General features: G+C 68.8%; 19 protein-coding genes. 12 read left to right on the plus strand and 7 right to left on the minus strand.

Annotation, left to right across the window (positions count from 1 at the left end):
- The 3 genes from JHC79_RS13065 to JHC79_RS13075 all read left to right on the plus strand — a co-directional run.
- The coding region (locus tag JHC79_RS13065) for a hypothetical protein (RefSeq protein ID WP_296391421.1) at window positions 1-188 on the plus strand (188 nt) is incomplete at its 5' end.
- Window positions 188-970 carry a hypothetical protein gene (locus tag JHC79_RS13070; RefSeq protein ID WP_296391423.1) on the plus strand — a complete coding sequence of 261 codons (783 nt, stop codon included), beginning with the start codon at window positions 188-190 and terminating at the stop codon, window positions 968-970. The genes JHC79_RS13065 and JHC79_RS13070, both read left to right, overlap by 1 nt.
- 32 nt (window positions 971-1002) lie before the next feature.
- Window positions 1003-1674 carry a maleylpyruvate isomerase family mycothiol-dependent enzyme gene (locus JHC79_RS13075; protein ID WP_296391425.1) on the plus strand — a complete coding sequence of 224 codons (672 nt, stop codon included), beginning with the start codon at window positions 1003-1005 and terminating at the stop codon, window positions 1672-1674.
- A 26-nt stretch (window positions 1675-1700) separates the two neighbouring features.
- Here the strand turns inward: JHC79_RS13075 and JHC79_RS13080 are convergent, their stop codons facing one another.
- From JHC79_RS13080 to JHC79_RS13095, 4 genes are all read right to left on the minus strand, one after another.
- On the minus strand, window positions 1701-2156 hold the full coding sequence (locus tag JHC79_RS13080) for a hypothetical protein (RefSeq protein ID WP_296391427.1): 456 nt from the start codon (window positions 2154-2156) through the stop codon (window positions 1701-1703).
- 44 nt (window positions 2157-2200) lie between these two features.
- Window positions 2201-3187 carry a DUF6745 domain-containing protein gene (locus JHC79_RS13085; protein WP_296391428.1) on the minus strand — a complete coding sequence of 329 codons (987 nt, stop codon included), beginning with the start codon at window positions 3185-3187 and terminating at the stop codon, window positions 2201-2203.
- Window positions 3188-3527: 340 nt separating this feature from the next.
- Window positions 3528-3896 (minus strand): rhodanese-like domain-containing protein, encoded by a 369-nt coding sequence (locus tag JHC79_RS13090; protein ID WP_296391430.1) that lies wholly within the window; start codon window positions 3894-3896, stop codon window positions 3528-3530.
- A gap of 7 nt (window positions 3897-3903) precedes the next feature.
- Window positions 3904-4449, minus strand: coding sequence for a cysteine dioxygenase family protein (locus tag JHC79_RS13095; protein ID WP_296391431.1), 546 nt, complete (start codon window positions 4447-4449; stop codon window positions 3904-3906).
- Window positions 4450-4792: 343 nt separating this feature from the next.
- On the opposite strand from JHC79_RS13095, the gene fdxA reads away from it, so the two are divergent.
- Both fdxA and dapC read left to right on the plus strand, forming a co-directional pair.
- A complete protein-coding gene (gene fdxA / locus JHC79_RS13100; protein WP_188489800.1) occupies window positions 4793-5122 on the plus strand; it encodes a ferredoxin in 330 nt (109 codons plus the stop codon).
- 16 nt (window positions 5123-5138) lie between these two features.
- Window positions 5139-6269 carry a succinyldiaminopimelate transaminase gene (dapC, locus tag JHC79_RS13105; protein WP_296391433.1) on the plus strand — a complete coding sequence of 377 codons (1131 nt, stop codon included), beginning with the start codon at window positions 5139-5141 and terminating at the stop codon, window positions 6267-6269.
- Window positions 6270-6309: 40 nt separating this feature from the next.
- On the opposite strand, the gene dapD is transcribed toward dapC, so the two are convergent.
- On the minus strand, window positions 6310-7269 hold the full coding sequence (dapD, locus tag JHC79_RS13110) for a 2,3,4,5-tetrahydropyridine-2,6-dicarboxylate N-succinyltransferase (RefSeq protein WP_296391435.1): 960 nt from the start codon (window positions 7267-7269) through the stop codon (window positions 6310-6312).
- A 31-nt stretch (window positions 7270-7300) separates the two neighbouring features.
- Between dapD and JHC79_RS13115 the strand changes: the two genes are divergently transcribed.
- On the plus strand, window positions 7301-8002 hold the full coding sequence (locus JHC79_RS13115) for a helix-turn-helix domain-containing protein (protein WP_296391437.1): 702 nt from the start codon (window positions 7301-7303) through the stop codon (window positions 8000-8002).
- Here the strand turns inward: JHC79_RS13115 and JHC79_RS13120 are convergent.
- A complete protein-coding gene (locus JHC79_RS13120) occupies window positions 7999-8397 on the minus strand; it encodes a VOC family protein (protein ID WP_296391439.1) in 399 nt (132 codons plus the stop codon). The genes JHC79_RS13115 and JHC79_RS13120 overlap by 4 nt on opposite strands.
- Before the next feature lie 72 nt (window positions 8398-8469).
- Window positions 8470-9135 (minus strand): SDR family NAD(P)-dependent oxidoreductase, encoded by a 666-nt coding sequence (locus tag JHC79_RS13125; protein ID WP_296391442.1) that lies wholly within the window; start codon window positions 9133-9135, stop codon window positions 8470-8472.
- Between the two features lie 76 nt (window positions 9136-9211).
- Between JHC79_RS13125 and dapE the strand changes: the two genes are divergently transcribed.
- The 6 genes from dapE (at window position 9212) to JHC79_RS13155 (ending at window position 15420) form a co-directional block, all read left to right on the plus strand.
- The gene (gene dapE / locus JHC79_RS13130) at window positions 9212-10324 is read left to right on the plus strand and encodes a succinyl-diaminopimelate desuccinylase (protein ID WP_296391444.1); all 1113 of its coding nucleotides are present in this window, start codon (window positions 9212-9214) and stop codon (window positions 10322-10324) included.
- A 16-nt stretch (window positions 10325-10340) separates the two neighbouring features.
- The gene (locus JHC79_RS13135; RefSeq protein ID WP_296391447.1) at window positions 10341-11144 is read left to right on the plus strand and encodes a TIGR00730 family Rossman fold protein; all 804 of its coding nucleotides are present in this window, start codon (window positions 10341-10343) and stop codon (window positions 11142-11144) included.
- Window positions 11141-11677: a TIGR00730 family Rossman fold protein gene (locus JHC79_RS13140; RefSeq protein ID WP_296391449.1), complete on the plus strand. Its 537-nt coding sequence runs from the start codon at window positions 11141-11143 to the stop codon at window positions 11675-11677. Before JHC79_RS13135 ends, JHC79_RS13140 begins: the two co-directional genes overlap by 4 nt.
- A 41-nt stretch (window positions 11678-11718) precedes the next feature.
- A complete protein-coding gene (locus JHC79_RS13145; RefSeq protein WP_296391451.1) occupies window positions 11719-13497 on the plus strand; it encodes a long-chain-acyl-CoA synthetase in 1779 nt (592 codons plus the stop codon).
- 97 nt (window positions 13498-13594) lie between these two features.
- Window positions 13595-14407 (plus strand): dihydropteroate synthase, encoded by an 813-nt coding sequence (gene folP, locus JHC79_RS13150; protein ID WP_296391503.1) that lies wholly within the window; start codon window positions 13595-13597, stop codon window positions 14405-14407.
- The gene (locus JHC79_RS13155; RefSeq protein ID WP_296391453.1) at window positions 14404-15420 is read left to right on the plus strand and encodes a glucosyl-3-phosphoglycerate synthase; all 1017 of its coding nucleotides are present in this window, start codon (window positions 14404-14406) and stop codon (window positions 15418-15420) included. The genes folP and JHC79_RS13155 overlap by 4 nt, the downstream gene beginning before the upstream one ends.
- Window positions 15421-15437 lie beyond the last annotated feature (17 nt).

The raw sequence follows: 15437 nt of genomic DNA on the forward strand, positions 1-15437 counted from the left end.
AGGTGATGCTGCAGGGCGGCGCCAACGACCTCGGCGGCACGCTGATGGAGGAGACGATCTCCCGCATGGCCGGGTCGCAGCACGGATCGGAGAAGACCGTCGCCGAACTGCGGTCGATCGCCGAGCAGATCGGCCGCCCCGCGCGGGAGCGGACGACCGTCCACGCTCGACGCGAGACGGCCGCCTGATGGCGCAGCGCACGATCAGCGACCGCGACGTCGCACGCGTCCTCTACACGGCGACCGGGGTGATCAACCCGGTGCTCGACGTGATGGAGGGCTGCGACGTGCTCGGCGTCAAACGTCTGACGTTCACCGATTCGGCCGACGACGACTCGCTGGTCGGCAAGGCCACCGACTCGCTGCGCTGGATCACCGACCACACCGGGCTGCCCGGCACGGCCACCTGGGAGAAGTGGTCGGTCGAGCAGCGCACCGAGTGGTGGGTGGGGCGTGTCGGGCGGCTCAGCACGGTGCTGGTGGCCTATCCCGGTGTGTTCGGGGCGATCTCGAATCGTCTGCCGCTGCAGGATCTGTTGGGCTTCGCGCAGCAGGCGTTCGTCATCTGTGCGGTCCAGCGGGTGCACGGAGTGCACGACCGGCACGAGCAGACCGACCAGCTCGTCGCCGTCCTGTGTGATCGGATAGTCGACTCCCGTGCGCTGCTGTCTCAGCCCGCCGAGGACTCCTCGTCAGCCTCCGCCGACATCGCGAAGGCGGTCGACGCCGCGCGGGATCGGACGCGGTCGCTGAGATCGGCCGGCATCGTGAAGTCGGTGTGGGCGACGGTGGCCCTGTTGCGGTCGATCTCCGACGTGCTCTCACACCGTCCGTCGCCGAAGCAGCCGTGGCGGTTGCTCAGCGCACTTCCGGTGGTCGGCGCGGTGGCCGACTACGTGGGGGAGCGTTCGGCGCTACGACGTGCATCGGAGGCCGCCGTGGCCAGTCTGCGTGCCCCCGTTCGCGTCTGAGCCGCGCCGGGCCGATCGGTAGCCTCGACACCATGGATGTCGTCGCCGAATGGATCGCAGCGCAATCGCGTGTCATCGAGTTGATGACCGACGCCGACCCCACCACATGGCCGTCGTCGGTGCCGGCGTGTCCGGATTGGTCACCCCGGGATCTGCTGGCGCACCTCGTGGGTTTCGCGGCCGACGTGATCGACGGCGACGAACCCGATGACCACAACCCGGACTGGACCGCGCGTCAGGTCGACACCCGTCGGGGCCGGTCTGTCGCCGACCTGGTCGCCGAATGGCGGGGACTGACCACCGGTATGCGGGAGTGGTTGCGCGCGAACAACGACCGCCCGATCAACGACATCACCATCCACGAGCAGGACCTGCGCGGTGCCCTGGAGGTCACCGGCGGACAGGACACCGCTGCGGCCGTGTTCGTCCGCGATCGCTTCGTGGGGCGATTCGGCGAGTCGGTCGCGGCACTGCCCACCATCGAACTGCGTGGTGGCACCTGGGTCTGGCGCTCCCGCACCGACACCGAGCCCGCGGTCGTCGTCGTCGCGAGCGACGCCGACCTCGCGCGTGCGGTCATCTCGCGACGGTCGGAGGCGCAGCTGCGACGGTGGACCGTCGTCGGTGACATCGGGCCGTACCTGGAGAGCTTCGCCGTCCTCGGTTCGCTACCCGATCAGGACCTGACGGAGACATTCGGCTGACCGGGCGCATGTCGCGACCGTGAGCCTCAGTCCGCGACCAGCTGCACTCGCGACCCGAGGTGGACCTCGGTGCCGCCCTCGCGTTGACGGCCGATGACGTACCGGCCCGGGGCGATTCCGGTCGCACCGTGCTCGGGGTGGATCAGGTACGCGACCACCTCGGTGTCGAGGATGCCGAGGGCGAGGCCGCGGGTGTCGCGCACCGACGTCGACCACGTGCAGCCCCCCGCTTCGGCGACGAGGCTGTGCGGGTTGCCGCCGGCTGCGCTGCGCAACAACTCGATCCCCGACAGTGGCACGTCGGCCGACCGTGTCCACGGACCCGTGGTGACCGCGTCCGCCAGGAGCCGATGGGGGATCACGATGAGATCGCCTTGCGCCTGCAGCCCGTCGATCACGGGGATGGACACCGAGCGGTCGAGGTGATCGAGGACCTCGAGTCCGGTGAGGTCGGAGAGAGTGGACAGGGTCATGACGTTCATGTGGGCACCTTGGGTTGATCGGAGGGGGGTGAATCGAGATGGGTTCACGTTCTGCGGGCGAGTTGGGCGTAGTCGGAACCGCGGATGCCGTAGGTCCAGCCGGCGGCATCGAGCGCCGACCCGATCCACGGGGGCACGCGCAGTCCGTAACGCCTACGCCGCCCGTCGCGTTCGGTGGAACCGTTGACCACGAGCAGGATTCGTTCGCGACGCCCCCAACCGTCCGGCATCGTGTAGAGCCGAAGCCGGTTCCCGGCGTTGCCGGGGTCATCGGTCTGATCGATCTCGTCCAGCCCGGCGGTGTCGATGTAGGTGTCCCATCCGATGCGTTCGATCGCGCATCGGCGGACCTCGACATTGCGTTCGCGGGCGATGCGCTCGACGGTCGGTTCGCGCACGACCCATGCCGGGATGATCGTCCCGTGATGGGCGAAAACCTCGTGACCGTCGGCGAACTCGATCGCCGGCTCGTCGTCGCGATGCAGACGCTGTTGGTCGAACTGTCCGTTCGGCGCGGGCTCGGTGTGCAGGGCGGTCGGTCGCTCCGCCATCACGCATACGTCGTCGAAGGCCCACCACCATCCGGTCGCACGGGTGAGAGTGGTGAGCACGTCGAGAAGGTCGACGTCCTCGTGTCGGAACACCGCGAGGCCCGAGCGTCGGTAGTAGTCGTAGTACGCGACGCGGTGGGCTTCCTGCTGCCCGTACCACGTCACCGCGCCGACGAACGGCGGCATGAGGGTGCGTATCGCGGCGGCCACGCCATCGAACAGGCTGGTGTGCAGCGAATCCCAGATCGACGCACGTATGAACTGATACGTGCTCGTCGCGGTGTCCTCCGAGACCCGCCACGGGGCAACCCCCGGGATCGCCGTCATCTGACGTTCACCCCACGCGGTGCGATGGGCCCCCGCTATCCGCGCGTTCATGCGGGTGCGTGAAGCGGAGTGCATGTGGGCGATGCGAGCCGGGGTGCCGTCGAGGCTGTCGGTGCTGATGGACACCACGTCGGTCCGGCCCATCGTGGACATCAGCTGTTGCGCCGCCGGTGGTGAGGGCGTCCAGACGAACTCGGGTTCGCGACACCCGGATCGTCGATACAGTTCTGCGACAGCAGATTCCGCGGCAGGGCGATCCGACGGTTGGGTGAGGGTCCCACGGGTGAGCCAGACATCGCGATACTCGGGCAGATGGGGTATCGGCCCGGCGTCGGGCATCGTGCGGGACGAGAACGGGACTCGTGGAGATCGAGTCGCCGGGTGAATCGGTGCGGCGCTCACGCGATGGTGGCGGGATCCGCCTTTCCGGTAGTCATGCCATCAAAGGTGACACGTGCGGTCGCCGAACGCAAGACCCGCGTGCTCCGATGTCTCAGACCGCGCCGGCCTCGACGAGTGCCTCGTAGCCACCGATGACGTCGGTTGCTCGATGTAATCCCAACTGCTGCAACGCCGCCGCGGCCAGGCTCGAGGTATAACCCTGCTGACACAGCACGATCCAACGGACATCGTGATCGATGGCCTCGGGGATCTTCGCGTCACTGGCGGGATCGCACCGCCACTCCAGGACGTTGCGTTCGATGACCAGGGCGGCGGGCGCCTCGCCCTCGGCGGCGCGCTGCGCGGCCGGTCGGATGTCGACGAGGATGCCGCCCGCGGCGAGTTCCTCGCGCACTTTGTCGGCGGGTAACCGGACGAGGGACTCGCGGGCGGTCAGAAGCAGGTCGTCGATCGTGGTCATCAGTCCTTCAGTCTTTTTCGGGCACGTCGGTCAACTCGGTGCGCACACGCCGGATCGACTGCGCCGGGGTGACCTCGTAGTAGGACATCGCGGTGAGCGGCGGTGAGTACGCGTGCACACTCAACGTCGGCTCGGCACCACTCGGCGTGGTCGGATTACGCATCACATCGTGCACCCATCCGAGCGGGAACGACGCCTGATCGCCGGCATCGAGGGTGCGCGCCCGCAGATCATGACCGGTCCAGCGGTACTCGGTCAGCGACCCCGACAACACCGTCAACGCCCCGAACGAGCCGGCGTGATCGTGCAGCTCCGTGGACACGTTCGGCGTCCAGCTGATCAACCAGAGGTCGACGTCGTCGTCGGCGTGCAGTCGGGTCGACCACCGCGACACCTCGTCCCACCGATCGGGCAGCACGTGGTCGTAGTGTCCGTCGAGCACATCGGCGGCCGTCTGGTCGGTCAGCCGCAGCAGGTCGGCAGGACGCAGGCGCGTCGGCAGAGTGGAGGTCGGGCGGTCGTACTTCGGGATCGGTCCCAGGGTTGTGGTCATCGTCGAGAACTCCGTGAGTCGCAGGTGGACAGGTCGGGGTGCTCAGCTGCGACAGCGTCCGGACGTCGGGTGGTGGATCACCAGGTCACAGTGCCCGCCGCGGGCGTTTCGTACGAGGGTTAGGTCCACCCTGATTCGAACGTCGCCGTCACGGGTGTCGCCGGGCGGGTGCTGTTCGTCTCACCGCGGCGATCTGACGTGCGCGGAGAGGTCGCCGCGGGTGCCCCGGTTTGTGACCACGACCGGGGCGGACGGATACTGGTGGGTGAACACGTGGGCCTAGTTCAGGGTTCCGTTGCGGGCGCGTACTGCCCTACGCGCGATACGTGAGGAGATAACCGAGTTGACGTACATCATCGCCGAGCCGTGTGTGGACCTGCTGGACAGGGCCTGCGTCGAGGAGTGCCCGGTGGATTGCATCTACGAGGGTGACCGGATGCTCTACATCCAGCCCGACGAATGCGTCGACTGCGGCGCGTGTGAACCGGTGTGCCCGGTCGAGGCCATCTTCTACGAGGACGACGTCCCCGATGAGTGGGAGCCCTACGTCAACGCCAACGTCGACTTCTTCGACGACCTGGGTTCGCCCGGTGGCGCCAGCAAGGTCGGCAAGACGTCGCACGATCCCGCGTTCATCAAGGGCCTGCCCCCGATGAACACCGAAGAAGACTGACGGAAACGCACGGCGAGTGACCGAGCAGCAGACGCCCCGGACCAGCCGGCGGGCGGTCAGTGCGGGCCTGCCCGATTTCCCGTGGGACTCGCTGACCGACGCGAAGGCGCTCGCCGCGTCGCACCCGGAGGGGATCGTCGACCTGTCGGTCGGCACCCCGGTCGACGCGATCGATCCGATCATCCGGCGGGGTCTCGACGACGGAGCGTCCTTCCCGGGATATCCGGCGACGGCCGGGACCACCGACCTGCGGGTGGCCGCCGTGGCGGCGCTCAAGCGTCGGTACGGCGTCGGGTCGGTCGAGGAGTCGGCGGTGCTGCCGGTCATCGGGACCAAGGAGGCCATCGCCTCGGTCATCTCGATGCTGGGGTTCGGTCCCGGCGACGACATCGTCATCCCCGAGGTCGCCTACCCCACCTACGAGGTGGGTGTGCTGTTGGCCGGTGCACGCCCGGTCCGCGCCGACTCCCTCCTCGCCCTCGGCCCGACGCGGCCGGGCGCGATCTTCATCAACTCGCCGTCGAACCCGACCGGCAAGGTGCTCGGGGTCGAACACCTGCGCAAGGTGGTCGCCTGGGCGCGCGAACGCGGGACCGTCGTCATCTCCGACGAGTGTTATCTGGGGCTGGCCTGGGACGCCGAGGCCATCTCGATCCTGGACCCGCGGGTGTGCGACGGCGATGTCACGGGGTTGCTCGCGGTGCACTCGCTGTCGAAGATCTCCAACCTGGCCGGGTACCGGGCGGGGTTCTTCGCCGGCGACCCGGATCTGGTCCGGGAACTGCTCGCCGTCCGCAAACACGCGGGCATGATCGTGCCGTACCCGATCCAGACCGCCATGCAGGCGGCGCTGACCGACGACGCCCACGTCGCGACGCAGCGGGAGCGCTATCTCAATCGGCGGGTGGTCCTGTCGACCGCGGTCCGTCATGCCGGCTTGCGGATCGACCACTCCGAGGCCGGTCTGTACCTGTGGGCCACGCGCGACGAACCGTGCCGGAACACCGTCGACTGGTTGGCGCACAAGGGGATCCTGGCTGCGCCGGGGGAGTTCTACGGTCCGTCCGGCTCGAAGCACGTGCGGCTCGCGCTCACCGCGACCGACGAGCGAATCGCCGCTGCCGCGGCACGTCTCGCCCCTGCCTGACCTCGCCGCCGAGCGGAGACGAGCACGGGACTGCCGCGGGTCAGTCGTTGGCGTGCAGGGCGGCGTTGAGGGCGATGCCGTCGCCCTTCCACGGCACGACCTCGACCGCGCCGCTGACACTGTTGCGTCGGAAGAGCAGGTTGTTGGTGCCCGAGAGATCGCGCGCCTTGACCGCGGTGCCGTCCGGTCCGGTGACCTTCGTGCCCGCGGTGACGTAGAGGCCCGCCTCGATCACGCAGTCGTCCCCGAGGGAGATCCCGCAGCCGGAGTTGGCGCCGAGCAGGCAGCGCTCGCCGAGCGAGATGACCTGTGTGCCACCGCCGGACAGGGTGCCCATGATCGATGCGCCGCCGCCCACGTCAGAGCCGTCGCCGACGACGACGCCGGCCGAGATGCGACCCTCGACCATCGAGTTGCCGAGCGTGCCGGCGTTGAAGTTCACGAAGCCCTCGTGCATGACGGTGGTGCCGCCGGCGAGGTGCGCTCCGAGGCGGACGCGGTCGGCGTCCCCGATGCGCACGCCGCTGGGCACGACGTAGTCGACCATCCGCGGGAACTTGTCGATGCTGTTGACCGCGACCGGCCCTCGGGCGCGTAGCCGGGCACGCGTGAGTTCGAATCCCTCGACCGCGCACGGGCCGTGGTTGGTCCAGACCACGTTCGCGAGCAGGCCGAACTGGCCGTCGAGGTTCAGCCCGTGCGGCGCGACCAACCGGTGCGACAGCAGGTGCAGACGGAGGTAGACATCATGCGCGTCGATGGGCGCCGCCGACAGGTCGGCGATGGTGGTGCGGACCGCCACGGTGCGGACGCCACGTGCCTCATCGGTCCCGACGAGGGCCTTCAGTTCCGCGGGAACGTCGTCGCCGGTGAGGGCGGTGGTCCCGGCCGAGCCCGTCACCGCGCCCAGTTCGGGCGCGGGGAACCAGGTGTCGAGCACCTGACCGCTGTCGGTGATGGTGGCAATTCCGTGCCCGGTCGCAGACGATGCTTCACTCACGGGTCGCAACCTTACCGGCGATACTGGGGTGGTGAACGACGCCACCGGCTACCGCGAGCGCCGGTCGTCGCGACTGCCCGCGACGATCTGGGGTCGGTGGTGTGCACCCGGGGTGTCGACCGTGCGTCCGGACGGCTGCATGGACCTCATCTGGGATGGCTCGACGATCTTCGTCGCCGGGCCGGACACCGTCCCGCAGCGCCACGAGACCACCGAACCCGTGACGCTGACCGCCATCCGTTTCGCCCCCGGCGTCGCACCGCTCGTTCTCGGTCTGCCGGCCGCGGAACTCCGCGACCGGCGGGTCGATGTCGCCGACATCTCCGGCGCCATGGCGTCGCGGTGGGAGGAACTCGTGGCGACCTCCGCCATGCCGGGACGCGCCCTGGAGACGCTGGCTGCGCGGTCGGTCGCTCGCGCCGGTGGGGTGCCGGCGTGGATCCCACCGACGGTCGGCGCCGTCCGAGCCGGGACGTCGGTCGCCGACACCGCCGATCGACTCGGGCTCAGCGCCCGCCAACTACGACGCCGGTGCGTCGACCAGTTCGGCTACGGCCCCAAGATGCTCCAACGGATCCTCCGGGTCGACGACGCGACCCGGTCGCTGCGCGCCGGGACCGGCCTCAGCGACACCGCGCACCGGCACGGATACGCCGACTACTCACACATGTTCCGGGACTTCCAGGCGGTCGCCGGAGCCGCGCCTGCCGACTTCACCGCGACTCCCGGCTAGGCGAGTGGGGCGCACAGATCGACCGGGTTGCCATCCGGGTCGTCGATCACCGCGTAGCGCTGACCCCACACCGCGTCGAACGGGGCCAGATGGCCCGCGTGTCCGGCGGCGACGAGCGTTGCGTACAGCGTGTCGACGCCTGCCGGGTCGGTGCAGTCCACCGCGAGTGCCGCTCGGTGGCCACCGCCCGGAGCGGTCCACGTGGGGTCGAACGAGGTGATGACGTCGACGGTGTCGAACATGAGCCGGAACCCACCGTCGAGTACCGCCTCGGCGTGGGGCTGATCGTCCTGACCGGCGGGGACTTCGATGCCGAGGGCGCGGTAGAAGGCCAGCGCTCGGGCCATGTCGGAGACGACGACGGACAGTCCGATGACGTTCGTGGTGGTGGTCATGGCCGCGACACTAGGGCCGGACACCGACTCCGGTCATGAACGTTTCGGACATGCCGCCCGATGCCGGGACCCTCAGTCCTCGCTGACCTGCAGCCGGAATCGATCGCGCTTGGTGTGCAGATCCCACAGGTGCTGCGCCAACGCCTCGGGGCTCTTGTCCGGGTCGTCGGCGCTGATGGCGCCGCCGATGATCAGCTGCGAGACCTGGATGCCCTCCTCGGCGAGCTCCTCGTTGAGCAGCTGCGCGTAGGCCGCCTGACCGGCGAACGCGATGGACGTGCCGGTGACGGCGCGTCCGGGCTTGACCGCCGACCCCCCGTTGACGAACAGGATGGTGCCCTTGTTCTCCCCGAGGAACCGCATACCGGGCAACACCTGGTGCACGGCGGCGATCGGACCGTAGATCGAGAACTCGACCGGCCCGACCATGTCGGCGGGCGTCGTCTCGAGCACTGGTCGCATGAAGTCCTTTTGCGGCAGCGGGCTGTACTGCAGCACCTCGATCGGTCCGAGGGTCTCGGTGACCTGCTCCAGCGCCGCCGCGATGGATGCCGGGTCGCGGACGTCGGCGGCGAAACCCCGAGCCGACACACCGTCTTTCGCGAGGCTGTCGGCCAACGCGTCCACGCGGGACTGGTTCCTCGATATCAGTCCGACCGAATAGCCCTCGGCACCGAACTTCCGTGCCACAGCTGCTCCGAGTCCCGCTCCTGCTCCGATGATCGCCAGTGATGTCATGGCTGGTGCAACCCGTCGGCCGACGGCGACTATTCCCTCCGCGGCCGCACCGCGGGGTCGATTAGCCTCGTAGACCATGACCACCGCCCTCCCGCTGGATCTGTCCGCCGATCCCATCGACCTGACCGCCGCGCTGGTCGACATCGCCAGCGAGTCGCACCACGAGGCGGCCATCGCCGATGCCGTCGAGCTCGCGATCCGGGAGCAGACGAGGGGTTTCGAGGTGCTGCGGCACGGCAACCGGGTCCTGGCCCGAACGAATCGCGGGCTGGCGTCCCGGGTGATCCTCGCCGGTCACCTCGACACCGTGCCGATCGCCGACAACGTGCCCAGCCGACGCGAGACGGACGGTCCGGAGGGCGACGTGCTGCACGGGTGCGGCACGGTGGACATGAAGTCCGGTGACGCGGTGTTCCTGCACCTGGCCGCGACCATGGCCGACTGCGCGCACGACCTGACGCTGATCTTCTATGACTGCGAGGAGATCGCAGCGGTCCACAACGGCCTGGGGTTCATCGAGCGGGAGCTGCCGGACTGGCTCGTCGGCGACGTCGCCATCCTGGGCGAGCCGACCGCCGGACTGATCGAGGCGGGATGCCAGGGAACCCTGCGGGTGCGCCTGACCGCCCGCGGCACCAGGTCGCACTCGGCCCGATCGTGGATGGGCGACAACGCGATACACAAACTGGGTGACGTGCTGGGAGTCCTCGCCGACTACCGGCCCCGTCGGGTCGACATCGACGGGTGCGAATACCGGGAGGGGTTGTCCGCGGTCGCGATCTCCGGCGGCGTCGCCGGAAACGTCATCCCCGACGCCGCCGCGGTGGACGTCAACTTCCGCTTCGCCCCCGACCGTTCCGCCGACGCCGCGTACGCGCACGTGCGCGACGTCTTCGCCCGTCAGATTGACTCAGGGGCAGTGGAAATCGAACTCACCGACTCGGCTCCCGGTGCGCTGCCCGGTCTGTCACACCCGGCGGCGCAGGCGCTGGTGAACGCAGCCCACGGCCAGGTCCGCGCGAAGTACGGCTGGACCGACGTCTCCCGCTTCGCCGCCATGGGCATCCCCGCGGTCAACCTGGGGCCCGGCGACCCCAACCTCGCACACCGTCGCGACGAGCGCGTGCCGACCGCCCAGATCACCGCGGTGACCGACACGCTGCGCCGATACCTGGCCACCCCGGCATGATTGCTAGCGTCTGCTGATGGCACACAGCGATCGAGACCCCGGCGATCGAGACACTCAGGTCACCTATTCCGGCGCAACGCGTTTCCGCGTCGACGCCGCGACGATCGAGACCACCACCGACCGGCGGCTGCTCGACGAGGAACCCGACACCACGTCGTGGCACCGTGATCGCGCGGAGAAGGATCCCTGGCGCGTACTGCGCATCCAGTCCGAGTTCGTCGCCGGCTTCGACGCCCTCTCACGGGTGTCGAGTGCGGTCACGGTCTTCGGGTCGGCGCGGACCCCGCGGGACTCGCCCGAGTACGCCCTGGGCGTCGAGTTGGGGGCCGCGCTGGCCGACGCCGGGTTCGCGGTGATCACCGGCGGCGGTCCCGGCGCGATGGAGGCGGCCAACAAGGGGGCGTGCGAGGCGGGCGGTCAGTCGATCGGGTTGGGCATCGAGTTGCCGTTCGAGCAGAGCCTCAACGACTGGGTCGACCTCGGTGTGAACTTCCGCTACTTCTTCGCCCGCAAGACGATGTTCGTCAAGTACGCCCAGGCGTTCGTCTGCCTGCCCGGTGGGTTCGGGACGATGGACGAGCTGTTCGAGGCGTTGACGTTGGTGCAGACCAAGAAGGTGACGCGTTTCCCGATCGTGCTCCTCGGCACCGCGTTCTGGGGCGGTCTCGTCGACTGGATCAGCACGACCCTGGTGGCCGCAGGCAAGGTCTCCGAGGCCGACGTGTCGTTGCTGCACGTCACCGACGACGTCGCCGAGACCGTCGACATCATCGCCACGGCGGCCGCCGAGCGCGCCCGACGCGAGGAGTCGGCGCGGTGAGCGCGGTCTGCGTCTACTGCGCCTCGGGGCCGGTCGAGGACCGCTACCTGCAGCTCGCCGCCGACGTGGGCGAGGCCCTGGGCCGGGGCGGGCACACGCTCGTCTCCGGCGGGGGCAACGTGTCGATGATGGGCGCGGTCGCGCGCGCGACCCGTGAGCACGGTGGCACCACCGTCGGTGTCATCCCCCGTGCGCTGGTCGACCGCGAGGTCGCCGACGTCGACGCCGACGAACTGGTGGTCACCGACACGATGCGGCAGCGCAAGCAGTTGATGGACGACCGCGCCGACGGCTTCATCACCCTGCCCGGCGGGATCGGCACCCTGGAGGAGCTGTTCGAGACCTGGACCGGCGGTTATCTGGGCATGCACGACAAGCCGGTGGTCCTGCTCGATCCGTTCGGGTTCTACGCTCCGTTGCTCACGTGGTTGCGCGATCTGACCGCCTCCGGGTTCGTGTCGGAGAGGTCGATGACGGCACTGCTTGTCACCGATTCAGTGACCCGCGCCATAGAGCTGGCTACCAGCCGGTAACCTCGTCTCCGATACCGACCGCCAGGCACCAGGAGCTGTGAGTGACGACTGAGACTCGTTCCCGCGTTGGATTGACCGACATGGCCAAGGGGGTTGTGGGGTTGGCCTCCGACGCGACGATCATGTTGCGCAACGCGCCCGGACTCGCCCTCCGCAAGCCCACGAGCACCGCGACCATCGGCAGCATGTTCCAGAAGCGTGCCGGTGCCCACCCGGATCGACCGTTCCTGCGGTTCGAGGGCAAGTCGCTCACCTACGGCGAGTGCAACCGACGCGTGAACCGCTACGCCGCACTTCTCACCGAGAAGGGCGTGAAGACCGGAGACGTCGTCGGCGTGCTGGCGAAGAACGACCCGCAGACGCTGCTGTCGATGCTCGCCATCGTCAAGCTCGGTGCCATCGCGGGCATGCTCAACTACAACCAGCGCGGCAACGTCCTCGAGCACAGCCTCGGCGTGCTCGACGCCCGCGTGATCATCGTCGACCCGGACGCAGCGGAGGCGCTGGACTCGGTGCCCGCCTCGGCCGTGCCGGAGTCGGTGCTGCTGTTCGGTGACGTCGACGAGCAGTCCGCGTCGCTCTCGGAGCACAACCCCGAGGTCACCGACACCCTGCCCGCGTCGACCAAGGCGTTCTACATCTTCACCTCCGGCACCACCGGGATGCCCAAGGCCAGCGTCATGTCGCATTTCCGCTGGCTGACCGGACTCTCCGGCATCGGCGGCATGGGGGTTCGCCTACGGCACAACGACACCTTGTACGCATGCCTGCCGCTCTACCACAACAACGCGCTGACGGTCTCGCTGTCGTCGGTGCTCGGTTCCGGTGCGTGTCTGGCCATCGGCCGTTCGTTCTCGGCGTCGAAGTTCTGGGACGACATCATCCTCAACCGGGCGACCGCCTTCTGCTACATCGGCGAGCTGTGCCGCTACCTGCTGGCGCAGCCGGAGAAGGACACCGACCGCAAGCACTCGGTGCGGGTCGCGGTCGGCAACGGCATGCGCGCGGAGATCTGGGACGAGTTCTCCGAGCGGTTCGGCATCGACCGCATCGTCGAGTTCTACGCCGCCAGCGAGTCCAACCTCGCCTTCATCAACATCTTCAACGTCAAGCGCACCGTCGGCTTCTGCCCGCTGCCGTACAAGATCGTGCAGTACGACGGCGAGAACGGTGAGCCGCTGCGCAACGACGCCGGCCGCGTGATGGAGGCCAAGAAGGGTGAGCCGGGTCTGCTGATCTCGGAGATCACCGACCGCATCCCGTTCGACGGATACACCGATCCCAAGGCCACCGAGAAGAAGATCGTGGCCGACGCGTTCGCCGACGGCGACAAGTGGTTCAACACCGGCGACCTCGTCCGCGACCAGGGGTTCTCGCACGTCGCGTTCGTCGACCGTCTCGGCGACACCTTCCGGTGGAAGGGTGAGAACGTCGCGACGACCGAGGTCGAGGGGGCGCTCGACGCCGACTCGCAGATCGGGCAGTCGGTGGTGTTCGGGGTCGAGATCCCCGAGACCGACGGCAAGGCCGGTATGGCCGCGGTGACGCTGAAGTCCGGGGACAAGCTCGAGCCCGGCAAACTCGCCGAGCACCTCTACGGCTCGCTGCCCGGCTACGCGCTGCCGCTGTTCGTCCGCGTCGTCGACTCGCTGGAGCAGACCTCCACCTTCAAGACGATGAAGGTCGAACTGCGCAAGCAGGGCTACTCCGACGTCGGCGACGACCCGTTGTACGTGCTGTCGGGCAAGTCGGACGGGTACGTCGAGTACTACGACGGATACGTCGACGACGTGGCAGGTGCCAAGGCGCCACGCAACTGATGTGAACGCGCTCGGGGGAGATGCGTCGGTGGGGGCGTGGGAGTCGTGGTCGCCGACGCTGTGCGGTCGGCCGGTGGACACCGGTCGCGCACTGGTGATGGCGATCGTGAACCGGACGCCGGACTCGTTCTATGACCGTGGGGCCAGCTTCACCGACGCCGCGGCGATGTCGCGGGTCCACCAGGTGGTCGCCGAAGGTGCCGACCTCGTCGACGTCGGCGGGGTCAAGGCCGGACCGGGAGAGCACGTCGACGCCGCCGCAGAGATCGCGCGGGTCGTGCCGTTCATCGAGTGGGTGCGCGGGGAGTACCCGGACCTGATCATCAGCGTCGACACCTGGCGCGCCGAGGTGGCGCGGGTGGCGTGCGCGGCCGGGGCCGATCTGGTCAACGACACGTGGGCAGGCACGGATCCGGAACTGGTGCACGCCGCGGCCGAATCCCACGCCGGGATCGTCTGCTCGCACACCGGCGGTGCGGTGCCGCGGACCCGTCCGCACCGGGTGCGTTACGTCGACGTGGTCGGCGAGGTGGCACGGGATCTGACCGCCGCGGCGTCGCGCGCTGCCACCGCGGGGGTCGCGCGCGACTCGATACTGATCGATCCGACCCACGATTTCGGCAAGAACACCCACCACGGGCTCGCCTTGTTACGCCACGTGAACAATCTCGTTAATAGCGGCTGGCCAGTGTTGATGGCACTGAGCAACAAGGACTTCATAGGGGAGACTCTGGGTGTACGCCTGGAAGAACGGTTGGAGGGAACCTTGGCCGCGACTGCACTCGCCGCTTCGCAGGGAGCACGGGTCTTTCGGGTCCACGAGGTTGCCGCCACCCGCCGAGTGGTCGACATGGTGGCCGCGATAGCGGGTACCCGTCCACCCGAACGAACAGTCAGGGGACTGGCATGACCGCAGTGAACAAGCCTTCGGGCACCGTCCGACGCGCCACCCAGATCTGGCCCGCGCCCGCCGACACCGACGCGGACACGCTGGCCTGGTCCGACAGCCACACCTTCGAACAGCCCGACTGGTCGATCGACGAGCTGGTCGCGGCCAAGGCCGGACGCACCGTGTCGGTGGTCCTGCCCGCGCTCAACGAGGAGGAGACCGTCGCCACGGTCATCGCCTCCATCCGTCCGCTGCTCGGCACCCTGGTCGACGAGCTCATCGTGCTCGACTCCGGATCGACCGATGCCACCGCCGAGCGCGCAACGGCCGCCGGTGCACAGGTCATCAGCCGCGAACAGGCCGTCCCCGAACTCGCCCCGGTCAAGGGCAAGGGTGAGGTGCTGTGGCGTTCGATCGCCGCCACCACCGGCGACATCATCGCCTTCGTGGACTCCGACCTCATCGATCCCGATCCGATGTTCGTGCCCAAACTGCTCGGCCCGCTCCTGCTCGATTCCGACATCCAGCTGGTCAAGGGGTACTACCGCCGTCCGCTGCGCACCGGTGGTGCGCAGGATCCCAACGGTGGCGGCCGGGTCACCGAGCTCGTCGCCCGGCCTCTGCTCGCATCGCTCAAGCCCGACCTGACCTCGGTCCTGCAGCCGCTCGGCGGCGAGTACGCAGGTACCCGTGAGCTGCTGTCGGCGGTGCCGTTCGCACCCGGCTACGGCGTCGAGATCGGCCTGCTCGTCGACACCTACGACCGGTACGGCATGGCCGGCATCGGACAGGTCAACCTCGGCGTCCGCACGCACCGCAACCGGCCGCTGATCGAGCTCGGCGTGATGAGCAGGCAGATCGTCGGCACCCTGATGGGCCGCTGCGGCATCGCCGACTCGGGGGTCGGGCTCACCCAGTTCACCGCCGAGGCCGACGGCACCTTCACGCCGCACACCACCGACGTCTACCTGGCCGACCGGCCGGCCATGGACACCCTCCGTCCGCGCGTACCCCGAGGGGTCCGCGCCTCCTGAGGTCCGACCCGGCCACG

The sequence above is a fragment of the Williamsia sp. genome, from assembly GCF_016462415.1.
GTDB lineage: Bacteria > Actinomycetota > Actinomycetes > Mycobacteriales > Mycobacteriaceae > Williamsia_A.